Here is a 23,253-nt window from a genome sequence, read left to right as displayed (position 1 = left end):
GAAATTTATTTTAGAGATTAAAAATGAAAACTCACAAATCATTTATTACAAAGAGTTGTATCTACCGCTTCTAACGAGGGTTTAAATAATGGCCCATCGCTATAAGCAACTGCGTCAACACTTTATCCTTTCTGAAATCAAGAAAAATAAAAGTGTCAAAGTTACGACGCTAGCAAAAAAATTATGCGTAGCCGAACGAACAATTCGTCGTGACATTCAGGATTTGAAACATACAGGGTTGATACGGCCTCAATATGGCGGCGCTGTGCTTTGCAGCATTAAAGATGCGTTTCCGTATGAAGAAAATAAACTTTATTTACATACCAATATGGATATTAACATGTTTAGTTTTAAGCAAGCCAGCCCTCCCCAAAATGGACGCGTATTTATTTTGGGATCATTTAATACCGACTTAGTCTATCGCTTACAACATTTTCCGGATTCGGGAGAAACCATACGTGCACTAAATTCTTGCTGCCTTCCTGGTGGAAAAGGGAGCAACCAGGCCGTCGCGGCTTGCCGGGCTGGAGCACATACGCATTTCGCCGCCAAAGTGGGTGAAGACGAATTTGCGGCAAAAGCACAACAATTCCTGAACAACGTAGGGCTTGAATCACTCACGCTGTTTAGCCATCCCTCCATTCCAACCGGCAGCGCTGTCGTCATGATTTCTGAAGATGCGGGGGATAATGCGATTGTGATTAATCCCGGCGCAAACCAGACGATCAGCGCCGACGAAGTAATGACTTGTTATGACACTATCGGTGAATCTGATGTTTTTCTCACCCAGTTGGAAAACAACCCTGATGCGACCGCAATGGCGCTTAAATTTGCCCACACATGCGGTATCACCACGATCCTGAACCCAGCGCCATGGCGTGAAAGCGCGCGGGACCTGTTGTCATGGGTAACCATTGTCACGCCAAATTTGACAGAGGCAGAATCAATCGTTGGTTCGCCTGTTCGTACAGAAGATGAAATTCGTCGTGCCGCAGAAGCCATTCATCATACGGGACCACAGCTTGTCATCATCACATTAGGTAATAAAGGTTGCTGGCTCTTTGACGGCCTACAACATCGTTCATTTCCAGCCTTCCCGGCAGTGAATATTGATACCGCAGGCGCGGGTGATGCTTTTAATGGCGCTCTGGCAGCACAGTTAGCCAGCGGAGTAAACATCACCAGCGCACTGATTTATGCCGGTGCTTTTGCGTCTCTGGCCGTTGAACGTCAGGGGGCATCCAATATGCCGGAACATAACGTGGTTATCAAACGCCTTAATTCACTCACAAACTCTCCTTCCACCTAACCCTCTCGGTATAAGGAATATAAATAATGAAAAAAATAATTTCAGCACTCATTATTGCATTAATTTCTCTATCTGCCACAGCAGAACAAAAGTATGGCTGGGGAAATGTTCATTTTGATTATCAGTCGTGGGATGCGGGTGTTAAAGATTTAGAATATGAACAAGCACTGATCGGCATTGAAGGTGGAATAGGTTTTGATTGGGGAGAAATGTATGGCTTTTACGACTTTGAAAACATATTAGAGAACGAAGGGAATCAGGGGCAAACTGCCAATGGCGAGATTCATACCTATTTATGGGACACAGGAGCCAGCCTTTTTACTAAGGTCTATAATTCGCAAAGCCCCGACTTTAAAGAAACGAACCAATTTATAGGTCTTGGTTATACAAACTTGAAAGGTGATGGATGGTGGTTTAAACCGTGGATCGCCAGACAATATATTACTGCACATAATAATTTTGGTCCTGCCTATGATATTAACGGTCTCAATGGTTTCACCATCGGCTGGAATGCCGGGTATGCCTTTCAGCTCTTTAACCAGGATTTTTTATTCTCTAACTGGAATGAAATTGAGCTGGATCGTAATGATGACTACTCTGCAAATAACTACGGCAGCGAAGGTCTCAATGGCGGCCTTAATCTGACGTGGAAAATCACCAATCATATCTCCACCACCTTTATGTACCGCTATTTCTATAACAAACTCGGCGCCGACGGATACGGAGATATTCTGATCTATCGCCTGGCTTATGATTTCTAACCAACGGAATGAATTGCTATGTTAACCGCACAATGGCCAGCGTTAACGCTGGAAAAAAGAATGTCGCTGATGTCAATTCCGGAGGGTGGACGCGTCCCGGTCGTCATCGATAGCGATACATATAATGAAATCGACGATCAGATTGCTATCGCCTGGGCTTACCTTCACCCGGAACGCATCGATCTACAGGCCGTTTACGCCGCCCCGTTTACCAACCATTTTTTTGGCGAGGGCAATTCGCACACTGACGTCAACGATCCCGCCACGGGCATGACGCTTAGCTTTGAAGAGATCCACCGGGTCTTTGAAAAACTCCCGGCGTGTCAGGCGCTGCCTGAAATTTTCAAAGGCGCGACGCGCTATCTGACCGGCAGCGATATGCCGGAATGTTCACCCGCAGTCGCGGATTTGATTTCCCGCGCCCGTTCGGCAACGCAGACGCTTCAGGTTCTGAGCATCGGCGCGCCGACCAATATTGCCAACGCGCTGCTGCTCGCCCCCGATATTATTGAAAAAATTCATCTGATTTGGCTCGGTGGCAATAGTCACGACTGGAAGGATAATCAGGAATTCAATTTGATGCAGGATATCGCCGCCAGCCGCGTGCTGTTTGACAGCGGCGTGGCGCTGACGCAAGTCCCCTGCTTCGGCGTGGCGAACTGTATGGCGACCTCCGTTCCGGAAATGCAGTTTTATTTCGCTAACACCAGCCGGATTGGCCGCTATTTTGCGGAGATAGCCCCGCGCTGCCCGTGGATTGGCTTCGCGTCCCGTAAGGTTATCTGGGACATCACCACCGTCGGATACGTACTGGACCCAGGCTGGTATACCTGCCAGTACCGGCCCGCACCGCTGATTAATGACAACCTGAACTGGAGCTTCGACAACCGCCGTCATCTGATTCGGGTGGTGAAATTTATTGAGCGGGACAATCTGTTTAAGGATCTGTTTCGCAAGATTATCGACGCGGATAAGGAGTGATGATGCAAATTCTAATCCTGTGTCTTGGTATCGTGGTGCTGCTGGCAATAGCACTGCTGTTTTCCGCCAACCGACGAGCGATTAATCTGCGGACCGTGGGCGGCGCGTTTGCCATTCAGGCCGGGCTGGCCGCGTTTATTTTGTATGTCCCGGCCGGGGAAAAAATCCTGCTGGCGATTTCCAACAGCCTGTCCGGCGTGCTCACCTACTCTTCCGAGGGGATCAATTTCCTGTTTGGCGATCTGGGACGCTTTAAAATGGGCTTTCTGTTCGCCTTCCATGTCCTGCCGATCATTATCTTTATGTCAGCGCTGTTCTCGGTGCTCTACTACCTGGGCATTATGCAGTGGGTGATCCGCCTTGTCGGCACCGGTATCCATAAGCTGCTGAAAACCAGCCCGGCGGAGTCGATGGCGGCGACAGCCAATATTTTTGCCGGTAATACGGATGTGTTTGTGCTGATGCGACCGTATGCGCCAAAAATGACCCGCTCTGAGCTGTTCGCCCTGATGTGCGGCGGCGTGGCGTCGATTGCCGGATCGGTGCTGGTCGGTTACGCCAGCATGGGAATTGAAATTCGCTATCTGGTGGCAGCGTCGTTTATGTCCGCCCCTGGCGGGCTGCTGATGGCAAAGATACTCTACCCTGAAACCGAAGCAGAGAATATTGCCGACGTTTCCGGCGCAATGGCTACCGGAGAAGAAAAACCGATTAACATCGTCGAAGCGGCCACCAACGGGGCCAGCCAGGGACTGAAGCTGGCGGTCAATGTAGGGGCGATGCTGCTGGCGTTGATTGCGCTGATCGCCATGGTTAACGGGCTGCTTGGTTGGGCGTTCGGTCTGTTTGGCATGGAGAACGTCACCCTGCAGCTGATCTTCAGCTACCTGTTCGCTCCTGTCGCCTGGCTACTGGGCGTACCTTCGTCTGAGATCCTGCAGGTGGGTAATCTGCTTGGGCAGAAGCTGGTGCTCAATGAGTTTGTCGCGTACACCAGCTTTATCCCGCTGAAAGCCAGCCTGTCCGACTATTCACAAATTATTGTCATTATGGCGCTGGCGGGGTTCGCTAATCTCTCTGCCCCTGCGGCGCTGATCGGCGTGCTGGGCGGAATTGTACCTGCACAAAAAAGCTTTATCGCCAAAATGGGGGTTAAGGTGATCCTCGCCGGTACGCTGTCGAATCTGATGAGCGCCGCATTGACCGGGCTGTTTTTCCTGATTGCTCAGTAAAAAAACGGGGGGAATCGTCTTCCCCCCGTTTTCAGCTACCATAAGCTTTCGCGAAAATTACCCTTCGAGATCTGCCAGGTCGCCTTTCTCCTGCAACCAGTTGCGGCGGTCTTCAGAACGCTTCTTGGCCAGCAGCATATCCATCATCGCGTTAGTACGCTGATCGTCTTCGTCATCAATGATGAGCTGCACCAGGCGACGGGTGTTCGGATCCAGCGTGGTTTCGCGCAGCTGCATCGGGTTCATTTCGCCCAGACCTTTAAAGCGCTGCACGTTCGGCTTGCCTTTCTTACGCTTCAGTTGCTCCAGAACGCCGGCTTTTTCTTCTTCCGTCAGCGCGTAATAGACCTCTTTGCCAAGATCGATACGGTACAACGGCGGCAGCGCAACGTAGACGTGTCCATGCTTCACCAGCGTACGGAAGTGTTTCACAAACAGCGCACACAGCAAGGTGGCAATGTGCAAACCATCGGAGTCCGCATCCGCGAGGATACAAATCTTGCCGTAACGCAGTTGGCTTAAATCGTCGCTATCCGGATCAATACCGATCGCCACAGAAATATCATGAACCTCCTGCGAAGCGAGAACCTCATCGGAGGAGACTTCCCAGGTGTTAAGGATCTTACCTTTCAGCGGCATGATCGCCTGATACTCACGATCGCGCGCCTGTTTTGCAGAACCGCCCGCCGAGTCCCCTTCCACGAGAAACAGTTCGGTACGGTTGAGATCCTGCGCGGTGCAGTCCGCCAGTTTCCCCGGCAGCGCCGGACCACTGGTCAGTTTTTTACGCACCACTTTCTTCGCTGCCCGCAAACGGCGCTGAGCGCTGGAAATCGCCATTTCCGCCAGCAGTTCCGCTGCCTGCACGTTCTGGTTCAGCCACAGGCTAAAGGCATCTTTCACCACACCAGAAACAAATGCCGCGCACTGACGCGAAGAGAGGCGCTCTTTGGTTTGCCCGGCAAATTGCGGGTCCTGCATCTTCACGGAGAGCACGTACGCGCAGCGATCCCAGATATCCTCCGCAGACAGCTTCACGCCGCGCGGCAAAATATTGCGGTATTCACAGAATTCGCGCATGGCATCCAGCAGCCCCTGGCGTAAACCGTTGACGTGGGTACCGCCCTGCATCGTCGGGATCAGGTTAACGTAGCTTTCGGTCAGCAACTCGCCGCCTTCCGGCAGCCACAGCAGCGCCCAGTCGACGGCTTCCGTTTCACCGGAGAAGTTACCGACAAAGGGTTTTTCCGGCAGCAGCGGCAGGCCGTTCACCGCTTCGCTCAGATAGTCCGTTAAACCATCGTCGTAGCGCCAGGTCTGTTCGGTATCGTTGACCTTATCTTTAAAGATGATCTCAACGCCCGGGCAGAGTACCGCTTTAGCTTTCAGCAGATGACTCAGGCGGGAAGCGGAGAAACGCGGGCTGTCGAAGAAGCTTTCGTCAGGCCAGAAGTGCACGCTGGTCCCTGTGTTGCGTTTACCGCAGGTGCCGGAAACGTGCAGGTCTTCGACCTTTTCACCGTGCTCAAAGGCGATACTGTGGATCTGACCGTCGCGACGAACGGCAACTTCAACACGCTTTGACAGGGCGTTAACCACGGAAATCCCCACGCCGTGCAAGCCGCCGGAGAACTGGTAGTTTTTATTAGAAAACTTACCGCCTGCGTGCAACCGGCAAAGGATCAGCTCAATGGCCGGGACGCCCTCTTCCGGGTGGATGTCGACGGGCATGCCGCGACCGTCATCGATAACTTCCAGTGACTGATCGGCATGAAGGATGACCTCGACACGTTTCGCGTGCCCGGCAAGCGCTTCATCCACACTGTTATCAATAACTTCCTGACCCATATGGTTAGGGCGTGTGGTATCTGTGTACATCCCCGGGCGGCGGCGAACCGGCTCAAGCCCAGTGAGTACCTCAATGGCATCAGCGTTATAAGTTTGCGTCATGGTTTAAATTAGCAATTCGAGTTGATCGTCAAAAACTGTGCAGTCCAAGGAAATCGACAATCTGGTTGAAATAATCTTCGAAGCCTGTGAATGCGTGGTTTCCGCCCTCAATCACTGTCTGACGGCAGGAGGCGTAATTCGCCACCGCCTGGCGGTAGTCCAACACTTCATCCCCCGTTTGTTGCAGCAGCCAAATCAAATCCGGCGCTTCCAGCGGGTCAATCTGCATGACTTTAAGATCGTAAATATGGCGTGACTCTAGCACATATTGCTGCCCCGTGTAGGGGTTCTCGTTCTGACCCAGGTAGTCGACCAACAGTTCAAAGGGTTTTACTGCGGGGTTTACCACCACGGCTGGCAACATGAAACATTGCGATAACCAGGTGGCGTAATATCCGCCAAGCGAGGAACCGACGATACCCAGCGATTCTCCGCCATGTTCAAGCACGATCGATTCCAGGAGATCTGCCGCATCGGCAGGATACGGCGGTAATTGCGGCACCACCATCTCAACATGAGGATGGTGCTCCGCCAACCAGCCTTTGAGCAGGCAAGCCTTTGCCGAGCGGGGAGAACTATTAAATCCGTGGAGATAAAGGAGCGTAGACATCAGTAGCCTTCTGAAGCGGTATCAGGTCGAAACTGGGTCCCTTGCAGACGACAGACTTCCGTTTTCAACGTACCGTCGGCAAACAGCTCAAGCGTACGCCAGCCCGGACCAATCGTGTCCAGCGTGAAATTAGCGCAATGCGGTTTAAACTGAACGCATGTCGATGGGGTCGCCATCAGGCGGCGGCCGTTCCAGTCCAGATCCTGCTCCTGATGAATATGCCCACACAACAAATACTTAACGCGAGGATAATTCACCAGTATGTTGTCCAGTTCCGCGGCGTTGCGCAGACTGTGCTGGTCGAGCCAGCCGCATCCCGCAGGCAGCGGGTGGTGATGCAGAAGCAACAGCGTATTGCGCTCCGGCGCATCGGCAAGTTTACGCTCCAGCCATTCAAGCTGGAACTCACTTAACTCGCCGTGGGGAACGCCAAAAACCTGACTGTCCAGCAACAAAATTTGCCACTGCTCGCCAATCCAGATGCGTTTGGCCGGGGAAATCCCCGCATCCTGTAACGCGCTGTACATCGCGGGTTGAAAATCGTGGTTGCCAGGCAACCAAACGCAAGGCGCACGAAAGCTTGCGATGCCTTCAGCAAAATGCTGATAGGCCGCAGAACTTTGATCCTGAGCCAAATCGCCCGTTGCCACGATCAGATCGAACTCGATCTGCTGCGCATGGATCGCGTCCAGTACGGCCTGGTAGCTTTCCCAGGTATTCACGCCCAGTAGCGTTTCGTGCTTTGCGGCAAACAGGTGAGTGTCTGTAATTTGTAAAATCCTGACTCTGGCCTCACCAGCCAAAGGAAGGGTTAACAGGCTTTCCAAATGGTGTCCTTAGGTTTCACGACGCTAGTAAACCGGAATCGCCATCGCTCCATGTGCTAAACAGTACCTTAACCAATCAGCTAAAAACTGATTAATTTGATGCTTTTCGTCGCGTTGATGCAACTTTTTATTTGGATAATCATACCGCGCTTTGAAGCGAAAGATCTGCTGACTTGAACACACTTCAGCCACCATCGCATCATGATACAGGCGCACCGTCAGCGACGGCAGGCTCCAGTAGGTGATGGCAGGCGCGGTCTGCTCAATCGCCACCAGCGTAGTGTATCGGGTCGATTCCACAATCGTTAACCGATATTGTGCGTTTGCCACCTGATAGCTCACTGTTTCGCCGGGTGCGTCATTACGTGGCAACAGGCGGCGCAATTGCGAAAAGTTGGTTTCGCACAGGCGCATCATCTCAGGAAAGTCAGGTGTATAACGCTTCATTTTTTCCACTCGTTTTTTAACTCTTGATAGTGCAGTTGCAGCCATTGCAAAGCGATGACAGACGCCGCGTTGTCGATTTTCCCCTCTTCCACCCACTGGTATGCCTGCTCCCGACTTACCACATGAACACGAATATCTTCGTTCTCATCCGCCAGACCGTGAATCCCGCTTGCGGTCGTGGCATCCACTTCGCCCACTAAAATTGACAGGCGCTCACTGGTACCGCCAGGGCTTGCCAGATAACTCATCACCGGCTTCATCCGTTTGACGTCAAGCCCGGCCTCTTCCATTGCTTCGCGGCGGGCGACATCCTCTGCGGTTTCGCCCTCTTCGATCATACCAGCGACCATCTCCAGCAACCACGGGCTCTCACTGGTGTCATACGCCGCGATACGGATTTGTTCCACCAGCACAACTTCGTCGCGCTCAGGGTCAAAGGGTAGCAAGACTGCGGCGTGCCCGCGCTCAAAAATTTCACGCTGAACTTCACCACTCATTTCTCCGTTGAATAAGCGATGGCGAAAACGATAAAGATCCAATGAAAAAAAACCGCGATAAAGTGTTTCTCGTGCAATAATTTCTACATCGTTTTTGGAGAAAGTCATCGGCGAGCTGTCTTGTTTATGCATTGTGCTGTCCTGGTTACCAATAGTGATTAGAATGTGAATTTCAAGGCCGTTTGACTGCTGTTTTACCGACCTTGTGATAAATTGGTGCAAATTAACGCCGTATGGCACATAACGCCAACTTTTCGCAGTGGCGGATTCTGCTAGAATCATCAATTATTTTACAATTTGATCAGCGCTAAATACTGCTTCACAACAAGGAATGCAAATGAAGAAATTGCTCCCCATCCTTATCGGCCTGAGCCTGTCGGGGTTCAGCACTTTGAGCCAGGCAGAGAACCTGATGCAAGTTTATCAGCAAGCACGCCTGAGCAACCCGGAATTGCGTAAATCCGCCGCCGATCGCGATGCTGCATTCGAAAAAATTAACGAAGCGCGTAGTCCTTTACTGCCGCAACTGGGTTTAGGTGCCGATTACACCTATAGCAACGGCTACCGTGACGCCAACGGTGTCGACTCCAACGCAACCAGCGCCTCTTTGCAATTGACTCAGACCCTGTTCGATATGTCGAAATGGCGCGCGCTGACATTGCAGGAAAAATCTGCCGGTATTCAGGACGTCACCTTTCAGACAGACCAGCAAACGCTGATCCTGAACACCGCAACAGCCTACTTCAATGTGCTGAGCGCCATTGACGCGCTCTCCTTTACCGAAGCGCAGAAACAGGCGATTTATCGTCAGTTGGATCAAACCACCCAACGTTTTAACGTGGGTCTGGTTGCGATCACCGACGTTCAGAACGCCCGTTCACAATACGATACCGTGTTAGCGGACGAAGTGACCGCACGTAACAACCTCGATAATGCGGTTGAAACGTTGCGCCAGGTCACCGGCAATTACTACCCGGAACTGGCATCCCTGAATGTTGATGGTTTTAAAACCAACAAACCGCAGGCCGTGAATGCACTGCTGAAAGAAGCAGAAAACCGTAACCTGGCGCTGTTGCAAGCCCGCCTGACCCAGGATCTGGCGCGTGAGCAAATCCGTCTGGCGCAGGACGGTCACTTGCCAACACTGGATTTAAACGCATCAACGGGGATCTCCGATACCTCGTATAGCGGGTCGAAAACCAACACGTCTCAGTATGACGACAGCAACCTGGGCCAGAACAAAATTGGTCTGAGCTTCTCTTTGCCGTTGTATCAGGGCGGACAGGTCAATTCTCAGGTGAAACAAGCGCAGTACAACTTTGTTGGCGCGAGTGAGCAACTGGAAAGCGCACACCGCAGCGTCGTGCAGACCGTGCGTTCCTCCTTCAACAACATCAATGCGTCTATCAGCAGCATTAACGCGTATAAACAAGCCGTTATCTCTGCACAAAGTTCATTGGATGCCATGGAAGCCGGTTATTCCGTCGGTACCCGTACCATCGTGGATGTGTTGGATGCCACCACCACGCTGTACAACGCGAAGCAACAGCTTTCCAGCGCTCGCTATAACTACCTGATTAATCAGCTCAACATCAAAGCTGCACTCGGTACGCTGAACGAACAGGACCTGGTTGCGCTGAACAACACGCTGGGCAAACCGATTTCCACTACGCCAGATATCGTGGCGCCGGAAAACGCACAGCAGGACGCCAGCGCTGACGGCTATACCGCCGCCGACAACGCAGCCCCGGCAACTCAGCCTGCGTCAGCACAAACGACCAGCAGCAACGGCAACAATCCATTCCGTAACTGATGATATTGCCGATGGCGCTCTGCTTACCGGGCCTACAAACGCGTAGGTTCGGGAAGCGCAGCGCCAGCTGGCGCTAAATGGCAGGTCGAACGTAAGGCAACGTAAAGATCCCGCGATTTCCCCGCATTCTCGCCTCTTCTCGCTTCATTTTCGACCAGCCATCCTCTATCCTGAGCATTATTTGCCATATTCACCACTGGGTCCTGGAAGACGAAAATGAAACGGACAAAATCCATACATCACGCCTCGTTCCGCAAAAGCTGGAGCGCTCGCCATTTAACGCCGGTCGCACTGGCTGTCACTGCGGTCATTATGCTGGCGGGTTGTGAACAAACCGATGAAACGGTTTCGCTTTATCAAAATGCGGACGACTGTTCTGCAGCGAATCCAGGTAAAAGCGCGGAATGTACAACGGCATTCAACAATGCCGTGAAAGAAGCAGAACGTACCGCGCCAAAATACGCCTCGCGTGAAGATTGCATCGCCGAATTCGGCGAAGGCCAGTGCCAGCAAGCGCCTGCTCAGGCAGGTATGGCGCCAGAGAATCAGGCACAGGCACAACAATCCAGCGGCAGCTTCTGGATGCCGTTGATGGCCGGTTACATGATGGGCCGCATGATGGGCGGCGGCGCAGGCTTTGCGCAGCAGCCGCTGTTTAGCTCGAAAAACCCGGCCAGCCCAGCTTACGGTAAATATACCGATGCTGGCGGCAAGAACTACGGTGCCGCGCAGCCAGGCCGCACCATGACCGTACCGAAGACGGCGATGGCGCCTAAACCGGCAACCACATCAACCGTGACACGCGGTGGCTTTGGTGAATCTGTGGCGAAACAAAGCACGATGCAGCGCAGCGCCAGCGGCACCACCACGCGTTCGATGGGTGGCTGATACCAATGGAAAGAGTCAGTATTACTGAGCGCCCGGACTGGCGCGACAAAGCCACAGAGTACGGTTTTAATTTTCACACCATGTACGGCGAGCCCTACTGGTGTGAGGACGCCTACTACAAGCTGACGCTCGCCCAGGTTGAGAAACTGGAAGAGGTCACTGCCGAACTGCACCAGATGTGCCTCAAAGTCGTTGAGAAGGTCATCGCCAGCGACGAACTCATGACGAAGTTTCGTATTCCGAAGCATACCTGGGGATTTGTTCGCCAGTCATGGCAGACGCGTCAGCCTTCGCTCTATTCCCGCCTCGATCTGGCGTGGGACGGCATCGGTGAACCCAAACTGCTGGAGAACAACGCTGATACCCCGACCTCGCTGTATGAAGCGGCATTTTTCCAGTGGATCTGGCTGGAAGATCAGCTCAATGCAGGTAACTTGCCGGAAGGTAGCGATCAGTTTAATAGCCTGCAAGAAAAGCTGATCGAGCGTTTTGCAGAACTTCGTGAGCAGTACGGTTTTCAACTGCTGCATTTAACCTGCTGCCGCGACACTGTTGAAGATCGCGGTACCATTCAATACCTGCAGGATTGTGCAGCCGAAGCCGAAATCGCCACTGAATTCCTCCACATCGAAGATATCGGTCTCGGTGAAAAAGGTCAGTTCACGGACTTACAGGATCAGGTTATTGCCAACCTGTTCAAGCTCTATCCGTGGGAGTTTATGCTGCGCGAAATGTTCTCCACCAAGTTGGAAGATGCTGGCGTGCGCTGGCTGGAACCGGCGTGGAAAAGTATCATCTCCAACAAAGCACTGTTACCGTTGCTGTGGGAAATGTTCCCGAACCATCCGAACCTGCTGCCTGCGTATTTCGCCGAAGATGACCATCCGCAGATGGAAAAATTCGTCGTGAAGCCCATCTTCTCTCGTGAAGGCGCCAACGTCTCGATCATTGAGAACGGTAAAACGATCGAAGCAGCGGAAGGCCCGTACGGCGAAGAAGGTATGATCGTGCAACAGTTTTATCAGTTGCCGAAATTTGGCGACAGCTACATGTTGATCGGCAGTTGGTTGATTAACGATCAACCTGCCGGGATCGGCATTCGCGAAGACAGAGCATTGATCACTCAGGATCTTTCCCGTTTCTACCCACATATTTTCGTTGAGTAATACGGCAAGCCCGGCGTCACCGCCGGGCGTTTCACACGTTTATCCCACCTGTACCGACAACATACTCAGACTGCCCATCTCAATCCCATCCACCGGTATCGACACAGGCTCCTTACCATCCCACGCACCTAACACATACAGTAGCGGCAGGTAGTGATCCGGCGTTGGATTCGACAACGAACCTCCTTCATGCTCGAGATAGTTGACCAGCGGATGCTGCTCAACGGGTCCCTGCCACGTCAGATTCGCCTTCACATAGTCATTGAATGATGTCGCCCACGGGTACGGTGTATTCTCGCCGTGCCAGCGCGCCGTACGCAGGTTGTGCACCACGTTACCGCTGGCGACCAGCATAATGCCTTCATCGCGCAGTGCCGCCAGTTTACGCCCCATTTCAAGATGCCAGGCGGCGGGTTTTGTGCTGTCGATGCTTAGCTGCACCATCGGGATATCCGCATTGGGATACATCTTGATCAGCACCCCCCAGGAGCCATGGTCAAAGCCCCAGGCCTCTTTATCGAGCGTAACAGGAACAGGAGACAGTAACTCCACCAGACGTTGCGCCAACTCTGGCGAACCGGGCGCCGGATAGTGGGTATCGTAAAGCGCCTGTGGAAAACCGCCAAAATCATGAATGGTTTTCGGGGCTTCCATTGCCGTCACGCCGGTCCCGCGGGTGAACCAGTGAGCCGATACCACCACAATCGCTTTCGGACGCGGTATTACCTCCCCCAGGTGCCGCCAGGCGCGGGTATAGACGTTATCTTCCAGAACATTCATTGGACTGCCGTGACCCAAAAACAATGCTGGCATACGCGTTGAAGACATGATGATATCCTTACTCAGGGAGGTCATTTTGATATCCTCACAATACGCTTTTTCGGTAGTTGAAGAACTCAGATAACCATGATGAAGATCATCAGTTATTTTGAAGGTCAGGTCCGGACAGCAGAATCATAAGGAGTTGTCGATGTCAGTACCTTTAATTCTGACCTTATTGGCGGGTGCCGCCACTTTTATTGGCGCCTTTCTTGGCGTGCTGGGACAAAAACCCTCTAATCGCGTGCTGGCGTTTTCGCTGGGATTCGCGGCAGGCATCATGCTGCTTATCTCGCTGATGGAAATGCTGCCGGCTGCGCTGGCAGCGGAAGGAATGTCCCCCCTCTTAGGCTACGGCATGTTTATTACGGGGCTGTTGGGTTACTTCGGGCTGGATCGCCTGCTTCCCCACGCCCATCCGCAAGATTTAGTACAAAAAACAACGCGGCCGCTGCCTGGTTCCATTAAACGCACCGCCATCTTATTGACGCTGGGCATCAGTCTGCACAATTTTCCGGAAGGGATTGCGACGTTTGTTACCGCCAGCAGCAATCTTGAACTGGGCTTCGGGATTGCTCTGGCCGTCGCCTTACACAATATTCCCGAAGGTTTAGCGGTTGCCGGGCCGGTTTATGCCGCAACAGGTTCAAAACGTACGGCCATTTTCTGGGCAGGGATTTCCGGTATGGCGGAAATTCTCGGCGGCATATTAGCCTGGTTAATTCTGGGCAGTTTGATTTCGCCTGTCGTAATGGCGTCGATTATGGCTGCGGTGGCGGGAATTATGGTGGCGTTATCCGTAGATGAATTAATGCCCCTGGCAAAAGAGATCGACCCTAATAATAACCCCAGCTACGGCGTTCTGTGTGGGATGTCGGTGATGGGACTCAGTCTGGTGATACTTCAATCGATGGGAATCGGGTAACGCAACCGCAGATGTTGTCCTCATATTCAGGACAACATCATGCTTTCCCATCAAGAAAATATGAGAATAAAAGTTATTCCTGGTCCCTGGCAACACGACTATCTTCACCTGTGCGGCGAAATAGCTTGTTGCGAGCCTCGAGCAGCGCGTCCCTGTCTTGTCTGAACGCTCTGCAATAACGTTTCATATGGCAAAAATAACCTACGACGACAAGAACAATTAATACAATCCAATACCAGGCGATAAACATCCTTTTACCCTTAAAATTTAACATTGCCAAACATTTAACGTTAAAATTTTACATACCTATCTTTAGGTATATTCATATACTGGCACAGTATGAAATTGAGAATATGATTTTGATCATAGAGAAAAAGATTGGCCTTTTATTAAAGGCCAGACCGTCTGCAAAATTAACGTCTGTGGGATAAACGGTGTATTTTTTCGAACCGATAAAAACAAAAAACCGAAGTCAGTAAACTGGCTTCGGTTTCTTTCATCGCGTACTACCACCCTGGTGGTGGCACGCCAGTCAGCTGGCCTTACGCGCGTGCGCCTGGCGGTAAGCCACCAAATCTTCAATGGTGACGACGGCCATATTGTGTTCACCCGCAAACTTGATGCATTCCGGCGCGCGCGCCATTGTGCCGTCATCGTTGGTCAGTTCACACAGAACGCCTGCAGGTTTAAAACCCGCCAGCGTCACCAGGTCGATTGTCGCTTCCGTATGACCGCCGCGAGTCAACACCCCACCTGCCTGAGCGCGCAGCGGGAAAACGTGCCCCGGACGGTTGAGGTCAGAAGGTTTAGCGCCGTCGGCAATGGCAGCGCGCACGGTGGTAATGCGGTCGGCCGCAGAAACACCGGTGGTCACGCCTTCAGCGGCTTCAATCGTCACCGTAAAGCCCGTGCCATAAGCGCTGGTGTTATTTTCCACCATCATAGGCAGTTCAAGCTGCTTGCGGCGATCTTCCGTGATGCACAGGCAAACGATGCCGCTACCATGACGGATGGTCAATGCCATCTGCTCAACGGTCATCGTTTCGGCAGGGAAAATCATATCGCCTTCGTTTTCACGATCTTCGTCGTCAAGCACCATCACTCCGCGTCCTTCGCGCAGCGCGGACAGAGCGTGTTCGACACGGTCAAAAGGCGTACCAAAAGAGGAAAGTAGCGTCTGATTCATGGTAAAAAAACCTCACTAAAATTATGGTTACCAGAATCAGGGCAGTCTTAGGAGTACCGCAATGCGGCAAAAAAATAACGTGAGCGGGTCCATGCCCGGCTGGATCGTTACTCTCTCCCATCCGGACTCTAACCGTCGGCTCCGGAATTACACCGGATCTGCTGACCTTTGAGTTTGCACCCAAAGCGCTCGCGGGCTTTCAACCTGTCCTTCATCTTTCACGCCGCAGCGGCGTTGGCTGCCTTCGCTCATCCCAGTCACATAGCTATCTATGTTCCTGGAAATTCGCTTAGTTGCCGCCTTGCTGCAACGCGAAATCTTTTGGACATCGCTGATTTACCGCCGGTGGGGAATTTCGCCCCGCCCTGAGAATAAGCGAGATAACTATAACGCTATTGATTACCTTCATCAACGCCTTTACTCAGCCACAGGTCACACAATTCTGGTTTATGCCTCACGCAGATCGCACTACAATGTGCCTCAACACTTACCAGTTCAGGGAAACCATAATGATTGACCCGAAAAAAATTGAGCAAATCGCTCGCCAGGTTCACGAGTCGATGCCGAAAGGGATCCGGGAGTTCGGGGAAGATGTCGAGAAGAAAATCCGTCAAACGCTGCAATCACAGCTGACGCGTCTCGATCTGGTGAGCCGCGAAGAGTTCGACGTGCAGACTCAGGTGTTACTGCGTACCCGTGAAAAGCTGGCACTGCTTGAGCAGCGCCTCAGCGAACTGGAAACGCGCCAGTCGCCTGTCGACGTCAAACCTGCGCCCGCCATCCCGCCAGTGGATACTCAAGAGTAAAAAAAGAAACGGGCCGATGGGCCCGTTTCTTTTTTCAGTGTTCGAGTTCTAATTTTTTTGCTCGTGTTGCCTGTTGGCAGTAAAGCGCGTAGCGCTTGCAGAACCAGCTACGGTGCTCCTCATCCATGTTTCCGGTGACGGCATGGATATCGACAGGGCGACCTTCAGCCTGCATTCTGGCAAAGCTACGGGCCAGAAAATCGAAGTTGTTCAACGAATACACATTATTGTTGTTCATGAGCATACCCTCCAGTTAACGAATTTCTGATAAGGCCATATGCTTTTTCTGATTCCAGTATTCGCTTCTGGGCGCAAAGTCTTTGCACATTATGTGCGCAAATCACCTGCCGGAAGTCACACTTTGCCAGGAAATGTAAAGTGATGGGAAGAAATGGGAACGTGACGCTTATCAGGCCTGCATCGCACAATGGCTCACAGACCTGATAAGGTGATTACAGCGCCGCTTAACTTACTGGCGGATCAATTACTTGTCGCTGTCTTTCTGGATTTTTTTGATGATGTTGGTCGTGGAACAACCGTCTTCGAAGTTCAGCACCAACACTTCGCCACCGTTAGCCCAAACCTCTTCACTGCCCGCAATCTCTTCCGGTTTGTAGTCGCCGCCTTTCACCAGCAGATCCGGCAGTACGCCTGCAATCAGACGCTGCGGGGTATCTTCTTCAAAAGAGACCACCCAGTCGACGGCTTCCAGCGCGCCCAATACGATCATGCGTTGTTCGAGCGGATTGACCGGACGCGTTTCGCCTTTCAGACGTTTAGTCGACGCATCGCTGTTGACCGCAACAATCAGACGGTCGCCCAACTTGCGCGCATTCGCCAGATAAGAAACGTGTCCGGCATGCAGGATATCGAAGACACCGTTGGTCATTACCACTTTCTCGCCGCGCTTACGCGCGCTGGCGACGGCCTGCTTCAGCTCATTTTCAGTCATCACGCCAAAGCCCGTGTCGGCACGACCGCGTACGGCATTTTCCAGTTCGATGGGCGAAACGGTGGATGTCCCCAGCTTACCGACGACCACGCCTGCCGCCGCGTTGGCGAAGTAACAGGCTTCTTCCAGCGATTTTCCTGCCGCCAGCGTCGCCGCCAGTACACCAATCACCGTATCACCCGCACCGGTGACGTCATACACTTCCTGCGCCTGAGTCGGCATATGCAGCGGCGCTTTGCCCGGCTGCAACAACGTCATCCCTTGCTCAGAACGCGTCACCAGCAGCGCGGAGAGATCGAAATCTGCAATCACTTTCATGCCGCGAGTGACAAGCTCTTCTTCGCTTTTACACTTACCGGCCACCGCTTCAAATTCTGACAGATTCGGAGTCAGCAGCGTCGCGCCACGGTAGCGTTCAAAGTCGGTGCCTTTCGGGTCGATCAATACCGGTACGCCCGCTTTGCGCGCCAGCGCGATCATCTGCTGAACGCTGGCCAGCGCGCCTTTCGCATAATCAGACAGTACCAGCGCGCCAATCGAGCCCAGCGCCTGACTAATGCGATCATGCAGCGGTTGTGGATCGACACCCTCAAAGCCTTCTTCAAAGTCCAGGCGAATCAGTTGCTGATTTCGCGAAAGTACGCGCAGTTTGGTGATGGTGGGATGCGTCGGGACAGAAACAAAGTCGCATTTCACATTCACCTCAGCCAGCGTTTTGCTGAGCGCACGCGCGGCATCATCAATTCCGGTCAGTCCGACCAGACGTGAATTAGCCCCCAGGGACGCAATGTTCATCGCCACGTTAGCCGCGCCACCTGGACGTTCCTCAATGGTGTCCACTTTGACGACGGGTACTGGCGCTTCCGGTGAAATACGGCTGGTCGGCCCGTACCAGTAGCGATCCAGCATCACGTCACCAACAACCATGACTCCTGCACGTTCAAACTCTGGCAGCGTTACTTTCATTCCTGTCTCCTGAGAGATTCAAAATTTGCGCGCGATAATATCACACTTCACTCGGCAACCAGCCACTTCTGCCAGCTAGCCCGTACCTGTTCACGCTCTTTGCTAAAACACGTCTGCGCCACGTGTCCCGGCAACTCTTGCAACGCCAGGTGGTGGAGTTCGTCACGCAACGTGGTGTAGGCCAGGGTCAGCGCCTGCGCTTCCTGTTCTTCCATAATGTCGTTTTGCGCCAACAGTTCCAGAATACGCACATTATCCGACCAACGCGTCAGCTTCGGCTTCTCATGCGCGTAGCGCAGCACCAGATATTGCGTAATAAACTCAATGTCGGTGATCCCGCCCTCGTCAGCTTTGATATCAAAGCGGTCGCGATGCTTATTCCCCAGATGCGCGCGCATCTTTTCACGCATTTCACGCACGTCGGTTTGCAGTGTTTTGCCATCGCGAACGAGGGTCATGATCGTACGCCGCACGGCGTCAAACTGAACAGCCAGTTGCGGGTCGCCATACACCACGCGCGCACGCACCAGCGCCTGATGTTCCCACGTCCAGGCTTCGTTTTTCTGATAATCAGCGAAGGATTCGGCCGAAGTTACCAACATTCCCGCCGCGCCGGACGGGCGTAATCGCGCATCCACCTCATACAAAATACCCGAAGAAGTACGGGTGCTGAACAGATGCATAATCCGCTGCGACAGGCGCAGATAGAACTGCCTGCCGTCAATTTCGCGCTCGCCATCGGTCATCACGTCCATCGGACAGTCGTGAAGGAAAATCAAATCCAGATCGGAGCTGTAGCCGAGTTCCCAGCCGCCCAGCTTACCGTAACCGACCACGGCAAATCCTCGCCCCTGGCGCTCGCTCAGATGCGTCGGCTGGCCGTAACGCGCCACCATTTGCGTCCACGCCTGTTGTACCACGGCGTCAATGATGGCTTCCGCCAGCCAGGTCAAATGGTCGCTGACTTTCATCACCGGCAACGTGCCCGCAATATCCGCCGCCGCGATTCGCAGCAGTTGAGTTTGCTTAAACTGCCGCAACGCTTCCAGCTGCTGCTCTTCGTCATCTTCCGGCACGCGCAGCAGGTACTGACGCAACTCATCACGGTAAGCGTCCGTGGCGGTCGGCTGATACAGCGTGTTCGGGTCGAGCAGTTCGTCGAGCAACAGTGGGTAGCGCGCCAGTTGGCTGGCGACCATCGGGGAGGCGGCGCAAAGCGAGATCAGATGTTTTAGCGCCCCCGGGAATTCGCTCAGCAATTCGAGGTAGGTGGTGCGGGTTACAATGCTCACCAGCAACGGCGTAATACGCGACAGCGGCACGGAGGCGTCTTCACGGGAACAGACGTCGCTGAGCAGATGCGGCATCAGATGATCGAGGACCTGACGGCCGCGCGGGCCAATGGGGCGTTTATCCAGCTCTTTGCGAAAATCAGCAATCAGCGCCAGCACGCGTCCCCGTCCTTCATCGGTAAGATGGGCCAGTACTGGCGTGGAATCATCTTCCTGTAGCGTATCCTGCCACAGTTCGCGCCACTGTTCCGACAATGACTCTTCCTGCGTCTCGGTTTCGTCATCGCCAATCAACTCATTAAACACCCGGCGCACATTCGCCATATGACCGTCCAGCTCGTCGGTGAGCTGCGACCAGTCATCCGCATCCATTCCCCACGCCAGACGCGCCCGATTCAGCTCATCCCCCGGCAGTGTCTGCGTTTGTTCATCATTGATGCTTTGCAGCAGATTTTCCAGGCGGCGCAGGAAGAGATAAGCGATGCGCAACTGTTCCGCGTCGTTCTCAGACAGCAGATGCAGCGCGGCAATCGCATTCAACGTAGGTAAAAGGGAACGTGACTGCAGCGAAGGTTCGCGACCACCGCGAATGAGCTGGAATACCTGGACAATAAATTCGATTTCGCGAATGCCGCCCGCGCCGAGTTTGATATTGTCTTTCAGACCCCGGCGGCGAACTTCACGGGCAATCATGCCCTTCATGTTTCTCAGAGACTGGATCACACTGAAGTCGATGTAGCGGCGGAAGACGAAAGGCCGCAGCATAGCCCGCAATTCGTCAACATAGACGCCATCGGTATCGCCCATGATCCGCGCTTTAACCATCGCATAGCGTTCCCAGTCACGCCCCTGCTCCTGGTAATAATCTTCCAGCGCGGCAAAACTCAACACCAGCGGGCCGCTGTCGCCAAACGGACGCAGACGCATGTCCACACGGTAAACAAAACCATCCTGCGTGGGTTGATCCAGCACCTTAATGAGTCGTTGCCCCATCCGCGTGAAGAACTGCGCGTTATCCAGCTCACGTCGCCCGCCTTGCGTGGAACCGTGCTCCGGCCAGGCAAAAATCAGGTCGATATCGGAGGAAAAATTCAGCTCGCCGCCGCCCAGTTTTCCCATTCCTAAAATCAGCAGCGGCTGCGGGACGCCACTCTGGTTGCAGGGGGTTCCCCACTCACGGCAACAGGCGGCGTACAGCCAGTCCCGCGCGGCAATGATCAGCGTTTCAGCCAGATGGCTTAATTGCTGCAAAATACTCTCTTCTTCCACAAGCCGCAGCGCCTGCGCCCAGGCGATACGTACCATCATGCGACGGCGAAACATCCGGAGCTCCCGCATCAGCGTAGCTTCGTCATCGACCTGCGCCAGTGCCTCCTGCAACCAGGCCGCGTAATGTTGCCACTCGTCGGCCTGCGGCGAAGCGCTTTCCAGCTCAGCAAGCCATTCGGGATGCGCAATAACGCTGTCCCGAACAAAATCGCTGAATGTAAGTACTGACTTCGCCTGAACACTCGGCGTCGCCTCTGAGATTGCTGCTGGCAGGTGCTCAACAACGGTCTGCCAGTACTGCTGTAATGGTGAAGAGAGCGGCTTCATAAAAGACGTATCCTTGCCAGATTATCGTTTTCCGCTGTGCAGCCAGAACGGTTCCTGAGAAATCGCTTCGTTGCGGAAATGTTCAATTTCAATATGTTGGCGGGTCACAATCGCATAACGTAATCCCTGCCAGTTCTCCAGCCAGCCCTGTGCCACATGGGTGTCGTAATAACCGGCCAGCAATAAGATGCTGTCAATGTCGCGGTTCAGACGCGGAAGCTGATCGTTATACTGATCGCCTAACGGCTGGCCGAAAACAGATTTCAGCTCAGCGGCATGCCGTGAGAGGTGAGTATCCGCAAAGCGCTTAAACGAACCTGCAATTTTGTCCTGCGCTTTGGCATCCAGGAACGGCTGCCAGGCTTTGGTCACCAGCCATTCCGTCAACGCCAGTTTAGCCATCGCCGTTTGTGTACTGTAAACCGCCGTCACCGCTGAAACCGCAGAGGCGATCGTTGCTTCTGACTGGGTTAATAAATCGCGTAAGTGAGCGCTTGCTTTACGAGGAACAATCCCGCCAAACAGCATGATGGTGTGGCGAACCAGCCCCATCGCCGCCAGGACATCGGCTTTGGCCTTTTTCTCACCGCGCACCCACAACTCTTCGTGGTATTGCCACTGTGACAACGCTAACTCCAGCGCGGCCTCAAGCCCCTGCTCAACGCTGGCTTTGGCAGGCACCTTCAGAATTCCTGTCGCTTTAATTTCACGCGGAGGATTTCCCTGCGCCAGATGGTAGCCACGGGCCGCTTTGCTCAGGCTGCCCTGGCGTAATCCGGATTGGGAAACCAGCTGATTTGCCAGTTTCAGCACGCTGTGCGTATCGCCTTTTAACAGCTCAAGCTCCAGTTCGCAGATAGGCTCTGCGAACTCTCCCGCCTTCACATCCCCCAGATCGAGCGCGATTTCAATCTGGCTGCCTTCAACCTCAACCACCCATTTTTCACGATAAAAATCAGTGCGGAACAGCGGTTGTACTTGTGAAGCGAGATCGGCTGGCATTTCGCCGTTTGGCCAGACCTCGGGGGGGAGTTTGCCGAGATCCAGCGTCGGTTCGGTCAGCGGTACATTGTATTCCGGACGCTGATGCAGTCCTCCTGTCACCCGGCCAGCGATTTTCATGGTCATTTCATAATGACCGTTCTCGCCCCGAATACGCAGCCCCATATCGTGACTACGCAACCAATTATCTGATGTTTCGTAGTAAATATTCAGCAATTGACTGGGGGCATGATGCTCCCCGCCTAACGTGTGCAGATGGTCACGCAGTGCGTCTACCGCTTCGCGATTGACGATAAATTTTAATTCGATTTCCTGAGCCATGGCCTTGTACTTATGGGTTATGTCACAATGGGAAGAATGACGGCGAACTTAATGCGTTCTTGTTTGTCAGTACATAGTATTTTGCGCCAAATTGCCATACAACGAGCAATTTGACGGGCGTAAAAGTTTGAAACAGTGGCATAGATGACACAGAAGATTCCGATTGATGTCGAATGCTTTGCGTAGAGACACTGATGCCACTACTATCGTTCCACTTTCTATGACAATAACGACAGCCTGATGCCAAAATTACGCCTGATTGGATTAACTTTACTTGCACTTAGCGCCACTGCCGTCTCCCATGCTGAAGAAAAGCGCTATGTTTCTGACGAACTGAACACCTGGGTCCGCAGCGGCCCGGGGGACAACTATCGCCTGCTGGGGACGATTAACGCCGGCGAAGAAGTGACTCTCTTACAAACCGACGCGAATACCAATTATGCTCAGGTAAAAGACAGTACCGGTCGTACTGCCTGGATCCCGATGAAAGAGTTGAACAGCACACCCAGCCTGCGTATCCGCGTACCGGATCTGGAAAATCAGGTCAAAACGCTGACCGATAAGCTCAACAATATTGATACGACCTGGAATCAGCGCACCTCCGACATGCAGCAAAAAGTGTCCCAGAGCGACAGCGTGATTAACGGGTTAAAAGAAGAGAACCAGAAGCTGAAAAACGAGCTGATTGTCGCGCAGAAGAAAGTCGATGCTGCCAGCGTGCAGCTTGATGACAAACAGCGCACCATCATCATGCAGTGGTTTATGTATGGCGGCGGCGTGCTGGGGCTTGGTTTGTTACTCGGCCTCGTCCTGCCGCACATGATCCCAAGCCGTAAGCGCAAAGACCGCTGGATGAACTAAATCGCCTTCTCTTCCACACTGACATATCATTGAGAGATGATGTTTT

The 23,253-nt window shown here is 53.1% G+C and carries 22 protein-coding genes; 10 read left to right on the top strand and 12 right to left on the bottom strand.

Going from position 1 to position 23,253, the window contains the following annotated elements; all coding sequences use genetic code 11:
* The first annotated feature begins 88 nt into the window (after window positions 1-88).
* Genes P2W74_RS03375 through P2W74_RS03360 form a run of 4 tightly spaced genes read left to right on the top strand, consistent with a single transcriptional unit; the run spans window position 89 to window position 4,283 of the window.
* Window positions 89-1,309: a PfkB family carbohydrate kinase gene (locus P2W74_RS03375; protein WP_276293884.1), complete on the top strand. Its 1,221-nt coding sequence runs from the start codon at window positions 89-91 to the stop codon at window positions 1,307-1,309.
* 26 nt (window positions 1,310-1,335) lie between these two features.
* Window positions 1,336-2,070 (top strand): outer membrane protein OmpK, encoded by a 735-nt coding sequence (locus tag P2W74_RS03370; RefSeq protein WP_276293883.1) that lies wholly within the window; start codon window positions 1,336-1,338, stop codon window positions 2,068-2,070.
* Between the two features lie 18 nt (window positions 2,071-2,088).
* Window positions 2,089-3,051 (top strand): nucleoside hydrolase, encoded by a 963-nt coding sequence (locus P2W74_RS03365; RefSeq protein WP_276293882.1) that lies wholly within the window; start codon window positions 2,089-2,091, stop codon window positions 3,049-3,051.
* Window positions 3,052-3,053: 2 nt separating this feature from the next.
* Entirely contained in the window at window positions 3,054-4,283 is a 1,230-nt protein-coding gene (locus tag P2W74_RS03360; protein ID WP_276295121.1) for a NupC/NupG family nucleoside CNT transporter, read from the top strand.
* Window positions 4,284-4,340: 57 nt separating this feature from the next.
* Here P2W74_RS03360 and parE read toward each other — a convergent pair whose 3' ends face one another.
* Genes parE through nudF form a run of 5 tightly spaced genes read right to left on the bottom strand, consistent with a single transcriptional unit; the run spans window position 4,341 to window position 8,746 of the window.
* Window positions 4,341-6,233 carry a DNA topoisomerase IV subunit B gene (gene parE / locus P2W74_RS03355; protein WP_276293881.1) on the bottom strand — a complete coding sequence of 631 codons (1,893 nt, stop codon included), beginning with the start codon at window positions 6,231-6,233 and terminating at the stop codon, window positions 4,341-4,343.
* Between the two features lie 28 nt (window positions 6,234-6,261).
* Window positions 6,262-6,843 (bottom strand): esterase YqiA, encoded by a 582-nt coding sequence (gene yqiA / locus P2W74_RS03350; RefSeq protein ID WP_276293880.1) that lies wholly within the window; start codon window positions 6,841-6,843, stop codon window positions 6,262-6,264.
* Window positions 6,843-7,670: a 3',5'-cyclic-AMP phosphodiesterase gene (cpdA, locus tag P2W74_RS03345; protein ID WP_276293879.1), complete on the bottom strand. Its 828-nt coding sequence runs from the start codon at window positions 7,668-7,670 to the stop codon at window positions 6,843-6,845. Before cpdA ends, yqiA begins: the two co-directional genes overlap by 1 nt.
* Before the next feature lie 24 nt (window positions 7,671-7,694).
* A complete protein-coding gene (locus P2W74_RS03340) occupies window positions 7,695-8,117 on the bottom strand; it encodes a DUF1249 family protein (protein ID WP_012135164.1) in 423 nt (140 codons plus the stop codon).
* Window positions 8,114-8,746, bottom strand: coding sequence for an ADP-ribose diphosphatase (gene nudF, locus P2W74_RS03335; RefSeq protein ID WP_276293878.1), 633 nt, complete (start codon window positions 8,744-8,746; stop codon window positions 8,114-8,116). The genes P2W74_RS03340 and nudF overlap by 4 nt, the downstream gene beginning before the upstream one ends.
* 205 nt (window positions 8,747-8,951) lie before the next feature.
* On the opposite strand from nudF, the gene tolC reads away from it, so the two are divergent.
* From tolC to P2W74_RS03320, 3 genes are all read left to right on the top strand, one after another.
* Entirely contained in the window at window positions 8,952-10,427 is a 1,476-nt protein-coding gene (gene tolC, locus P2W74_RS03330) for an outer membrane channel protein TolC (protein ID WP_276293877.1), read from the top strand.
* Between the two features lie 216 nt (window positions 10,428-10,643).
* Window positions 10,644-11,315, top strand: a complete 672-nt coding sequence (locus P2W74_RS03325; RefSeq protein ID WP_276293876.1) for a DUF1190 family protein — start codon at window positions 10,644-10,646, stop codon at window positions 11,313-11,315.
* Window positions 11,316-11,320: 5 nt separating this feature from the next.
* Window positions 11,321-12,481: a glutathionylspermidine synthase family protein gene (locus tag P2W74_RS03320; RefSeq protein WP_276293875.1), complete on the top strand. Its 1,161-nt coding sequence runs from the start codon at window positions 11,321-11,323 to the stop codon at window positions 12,479-12,481.
* 39 nt (window positions 12,482-12,520) lie between these two features.
* Here the strand turns inward: P2W74_RS03320 and ygiD are convergent, their stop codons facing one another.
* The gene (ygiD, locus tag P2W74_RS03315) at window positions 12,521-13,309 is read right to left on the bottom strand and encodes a 4,5-DOPA-extradiol-dioxygenase (RefSeq protein WP_276293874.1); all 789 of its coding nucleotides are present in this window, start codon (window positions 13,307-13,309) and stop codon (window positions 12,521-12,523) included.
* Window positions 13,310-13,451: 142 nt separating this feature from the next.
* Here ygiD and zupT point away from each other — a divergent pair, with 142 nt between their 5' ends.
* Window positions 13,452-14,225 carry a zinc transporter ZupT gene (zupT, locus tag P2W74_RS03310; protein WP_192613513.1) on the top strand — a complete coding sequence of 258 codons (774 nt, stop codon included), beginning with the start codon at window positions 13,452-13,454 and terminating at the stop codon, window positions 14,223-14,225.
* A 73-nt stretch (window positions 14,226-14,298) separates the two neighbouring features.
* On the opposite strand, the gene P2W74_RS03305 is transcribed toward zupT, so the two are convergent.
* Together P2W74_RS03305 and ribB are read right to left on the bottom strand one after the other, a co-directional pair.
* On the bottom strand, window positions 14,299-14,475 hold the full coding sequence (locus P2W74_RS03305; protein WP_276293873.1) for a hypothetical protein: 177 nt from the start codon (window positions 14,473-14,475) through the stop codon (window positions 14,299-14,301).
* A 282-nt stretch (window positions 14,476-14,757) separates the two neighbouring features.
* The gene (ribB, locus tag P2W74_RS03300) at window positions 14,758-15,411 is read right to left on the bottom strand and encodes a 3,4-dihydroxy-2-butanone-4-phosphate synthase (protein ID WP_203359955.1); all 654 of its coding nucleotides are present in this window, start codon (window positions 15,409-15,411) and stop codon (window positions 14,758-14,760) included.
* 509 nt (window positions 15,412-15,920) lie between these two features.
* On the opposite strand from ribB, the gene ubiK reads away from it, so the two are divergent.
* Window positions 15,921-16,217 carry a ubiquinone biosynthesis accessory factor UbiK gene (gene ubiK, locus P2W74_RS03295; protein ID WP_192613515.1) on the top strand — a complete coding sequence of 99 codons (297 nt, stop codon included), beginning with the start codon at window positions 15,921-15,923 and terminating at the stop codon, window positions 16,215-16,217.
* Window positions 16,218-16,251: 34 nt separating this feature from the next.
* On the opposite strand, the gene glgS is transcribed toward ubiK, so the two are convergent.
* From glgS to P2W74_RS03275, 4 genes are all read right to left on the bottom strand, one after another.
* Window positions 16,252-16,461, bottom strand: a complete 210-nt coding sequence (glgS, locus tag P2W74_RS03290) for a cell surface composition regulator GlgS (RefSeq protein ID WP_276293872.1) — start codon at window positions 16,459-16,461, stop codon at window positions 16,252-16,254.
* 240 nt (window positions 16,462-16,701) lie between these two features.
* On the bottom strand, window positions 16,702-18,135 hold the full coding sequence (hldE, locus tag P2W74_RS03285) for a bifunctional D-glycero-beta-D-manno-heptose-7-phosphate kinase/D-glycero-beta-D-manno-heptose 1-phosphate adenylyltransferase HldE (RefSeq protein WP_276293871.1): 1,434 nt from the start codon (window positions 18,133-18,135) through the stop codon (window positions 16,702-16,704).
* Window positions 18,136-18,182: 47 nt separating this feature from the next.
* A complete protein-coding gene (gene glnE, locus P2W74_RS03280) occupies window positions 18,183-21,023 on the bottom strand; it encodes a bifunctional [glutamate--ammonia ligase]-adenylyl-L-tyrosine phosphorylase/[glutamate--ammonia-ligase] adenylyltransferase (RefSeq protein WP_276293870.1) in 2,841 nt (946 codons plus the stop codon).
* A gap of 21 nt (window positions 21,024-21,044) precedes the next feature.
* Complete coding sequence (locus tag P2W74_RS03275; protein WP_276293869.1) at window positions 21,045-22,346, bottom strand: CYTH domain-containing protein; 1,302 nt, start codon at window positions 22,344-22,346, stop codon at window positions 21,045-21,047.
* A 240-nt stretch (window positions 22,347-22,586) separates the two neighbouring features.
* On the opposite strand from P2W74_RS03275, the gene P2W74_RS03270 reads away from it, so the two are divergent.
* The gene (locus P2W74_RS03270; RefSeq protein WP_203359950.1) at window positions 22,587-23,207 is read left to right on the top strand and encodes a TIGR04211 family SH3 domain-containing protein; all 621 of its coding nucleotides are present in this window, start codon (window positions 22,587-22,589) and stop codon (window positions 23,205-23,207) included.
* Window positions 23,208-23,253: the final 46 nt, after the last annotated feature.

The sequence above is a fragment of the Citrobacter enshiensis genome, assembly GCF_029338175.1.
In the GTDB taxonomy this organism is placed as follows: domain Bacteria; phylum Pseudomonadota; class Gammaproteobacteria; order Enterobacterales; family Enterobacteriaceae; genus Citrobacter_D; species Citrobacter_D enshiensis.
The sequence above is the reverse complement of the archived record's forward strand: the minus strand, read 5'-3'. Positions and strand labels throughout refer to the sequence as shown.

What these genes read in the sequence shown, in the direction of transcription:
- P2W74_RS03270 (WP_203359950.1), top strand. Translation starts at nt 22,587, where the DNA reads ATGCCAAAATTACGCCTGATTGGATTAACTTTACTTGCACTTAGCGCC.
- P2W74_RS03365 (WP_276293882.1), top strand. Translation starts at nt 2,089, where the DNA reads ATGTTAACCGCACAATGGCCAGCGTTAACGCTGGAAAAAAGAATGTCG.
- P2W74_RS03275 (WP_276293869.1), bottom strand. Translation starts at nt 22,346, where the DNA reads ATGGCTCAGGAAATCGAATTAAAATTTATCGTCAATCGCGAAGCGGTA.
- ubiK (WP_192613515.1), top strand. Translation starts at nt 15,921, where the DNA reads ATGATTGACCCGAAAAAAATTGAGCAAATCGCTCGCCAGGTTCACGAG.
- parE (WP_276293881.1), bottom strand. Translation starts at nt 6,233, where the DNA reads ATGACGCAAACTTATAACGCTGATGCCATTGAGGTACTCACTGGGCTT.
- P2W74_RS03305 (WP_276293873.1), bottom strand. Translation starts at nt 14,475, where the DNA reads ATGTTTATCGCCTGGTATTGGATTGTATTAATTGTTCTTGTCGTCGTA.
- glgS (WP_276293872.1), bottom strand. Translation starts at nt 16,461, where the DNA reads ATGCTCATGAACAACAATAATGTGTATTCGTTGAACAACTTCGATTTT.
- nudF (WP_276293878.1), bottom strand. Translation starts at nt 8,746, where the DNA reads ATGCATAAACAAGACAGCTCGCCGATGACTTTCTCCAAAAACGATGTA.
- tolC (WP_276293877.1), top strand. Translation starts at nt 8,952, where the DNA reads ATGAAGAAATTGCTCCCCATCCTTATCGGCCTGAGCCTGTCGGGGTTC.
- zupT (WP_192613513.1), top strand. Translation starts at nt 13,452, where the DNA reads ATGTCAGTACCTTTAATTCTGACCTTATTGGCGGGTGCCGCCACTTTT.
- P2W74_RS03320 (WP_276293875.1), top strand. Translation starts at nt 11,321, where the DNA reads ATGGAAAGAGTCAGTATTACTGAGCGCCCGGACTGGCGCGACAAAGCC.
- P2W74_RS03340 (WP_012135164.1), bottom strand. Translation starts at nt 8,117, where the DNA reads ATGAAGCGTTATACACCTGACTTTCCTGAGATGATGCGCCTGTGCGAA.
- yqiA (WP_276293880.1), bottom strand. Translation starts at nt 6,843, where the DNA reads ATGTCTACGCTCCTTTATCTCCACGGATTTAATAGTTCTCCCCGCTCG.
- P2W74_RS03370 (WP_276293883.1), top strand. Translation starts at nt 1,336, where the DNA reads ATGAAAAAAATAATTTCAGCACTCATTATTGCATTAATTTCTCTATCT.
- P2W74_RS03375 (WP_276293884.1), top strand. Translation starts at nt 89, where the DNA reads ATGGCCCATCGCTATAAGCAACTGCGTCAACACTTTATCCTTTCTGAA.
- P2W74_RS03325 (WP_276293876.1), top strand. Translation starts at nt 10,644, where the DNA reads ATGAAACGGACAAAATCCATACATCACGCCTCGTTCCGCAAAAGCTGG.
- P2W74_RS03360 (WP_276295121.1), top strand. Translation starts at nt 3,054, where the DNA reads ATGCAAATTCTAATCCTGTGTCTTGGTATCGTGGTGCTGCTGGCAATA.
- hldE (WP_276293871.1), bottom strand. Translation starts at nt 18,135, where the DNA reads ATGAAAGTAACGCTGCCAGAGTTTGAACGTGCAGGAGTCATGGTTGTT.
- glnE (WP_276293870.1), bottom strand. Translation starts at nt 21,023, where the DNA reads ATGAAGCCGCTCTCTTCACCATTACAGCAGTACTGGCAGACCGTTGTT.
- ribB (WP_203359955.1), bottom strand. Translation starts at nt 15,411, where the DNA reads ATGAATCAGACGCTACTTTCCTCTTTTGGTACGCCTTTTGACCGTGTC.
- ygiD (WP_276293874.1), bottom strand. Translation starts at nt 13,309, where the DNA reads ATGTCTTCAACGCGTATGCCAGCATTGTTTTTGGGTCACGGCAGTCCA.